General features: G+C 56.4%; 1 protein-coding gene and 1 tRNA gene. Both read left to right on the top strand.

Annotation, left to right across the window (positions count from 1 at the left end; all coding sequences use genetic code 11):
* Positions 1-452: 452 nt before the first annotated feature.
* Positions 453-543, top strand: a tRNA-Ser gene (locus tag O7A05_RS34025).
* Positions 544-611: 68 nt separating this feature from the next.
* Positions 612-890, top strand: coding sequence for a GIY-YIG nuclease family protein (locus O7A05_RS34020; protein ID WP_415927097.1), 279 nt, complete (start codon positions 612-614; stop codon positions 888-890).
* The last annotated feature ends 141 nt before the right edge of the window (positions 891-1,031 follow it).

Genomic DNA, 1,031 nt, shown 5'->3' with positions numbered 1-1,031 from the left:
GATGTTCATTTTCTGACCTCCAGTCAAAAGTTAAAAAACGGGTCTGGGTATTTTTTGCTGAAGGACAGCGTTCCCTGCCCCATCCCCACTTACCGAAAAAGATGCGCACCGCGCCGCTCCTTCGAACCAGACCTTTACCCAGGCGGCAGCGGCGTTCAACCACGATCGCACCGGCTGAAGCCCTATCCGGACGCTATCCCCGGACGTTGTTGCACAAATGACACGATTTGGCCTCACTCCGAAAGTTCTCATTAACCAATAAGGCCTTGCAGCCGGTCGAATCCGGCGATGGACGGCCGAAATTGCGGCGCCAGCCCCGAGTCGCCGGGCAGGGAATCGCCATGGAATCGCCGCATGGCTCCGCCCGCCGAGCTGCACCATGCCGAATTTTCGGCGATTATGGCGCCGGCTTGTTGATTGTGCCGACGCTTTTCTTTATCCAGCGGCGCGACGGAGAGGTGGCCGAGTGGTCGAAGGCGCTCCCCTGCTAAGGGAGTAGAGGTCAAAAGCTTCTCGTGGGTTCGAATCCCATCCTCTCCGCCATCCTGCTTCGCTCTCCGAGCTTCGCAGGACAAGCCCCAACTTTCGAGCGAAGCAGGATGGCGGAGAGGATGCCCTCCGAAGCCTTGGCGAAGGAGGGCCGGTTCGTGTGGTATGTCTATCTGCTTGAGAGCGAGGCTTCGGAAGGCGAGCGCTATATCGGCATAACGTCCGATTTGAAGAAGCGGATTGCCGATCACAACGCCGGAAAGTCCAGTCACACTTCCAAATTTCTCCCGTGGCGAATCGTGACCTACGTGGCCTTTTCAAGCCGAGCAAAGGCGACTTCATTCGAGCGCTATCTCAAATCGGGATCCGGACACGCGTTCGCCAGCAAATGCCTTTGGTAGAATTCACCAGAGCAAAAAAGTAGCAATAACAAAGCACTGGCGTTGATGGCGGTCGAATAAAGTCGACTCTTCCGTTCGATTCTGACTGGAGGTCAGAAAATGAACATCAAGAGCCTTCTTCTCGGCTCAGCTGCGGCCCTG

The sequence above is a fragment of the Mesorhizobium argentiipisi (SeqCode) genome (assembly GCF_037179585.1).
In the GTDB taxonomy this organism is placed as follows: domain Bacteria; phylum Pseudomonadota; class Alphaproteobacteria; order Rhizobiales; family Rhizobiaceae; genus Mesorhizobium; species Mesorhizobium argentiipisi.
Note: the sequence above shows the minus strand (reverse complement) of the source record. Positions and strands in the feature narration are given on the sequence as shown.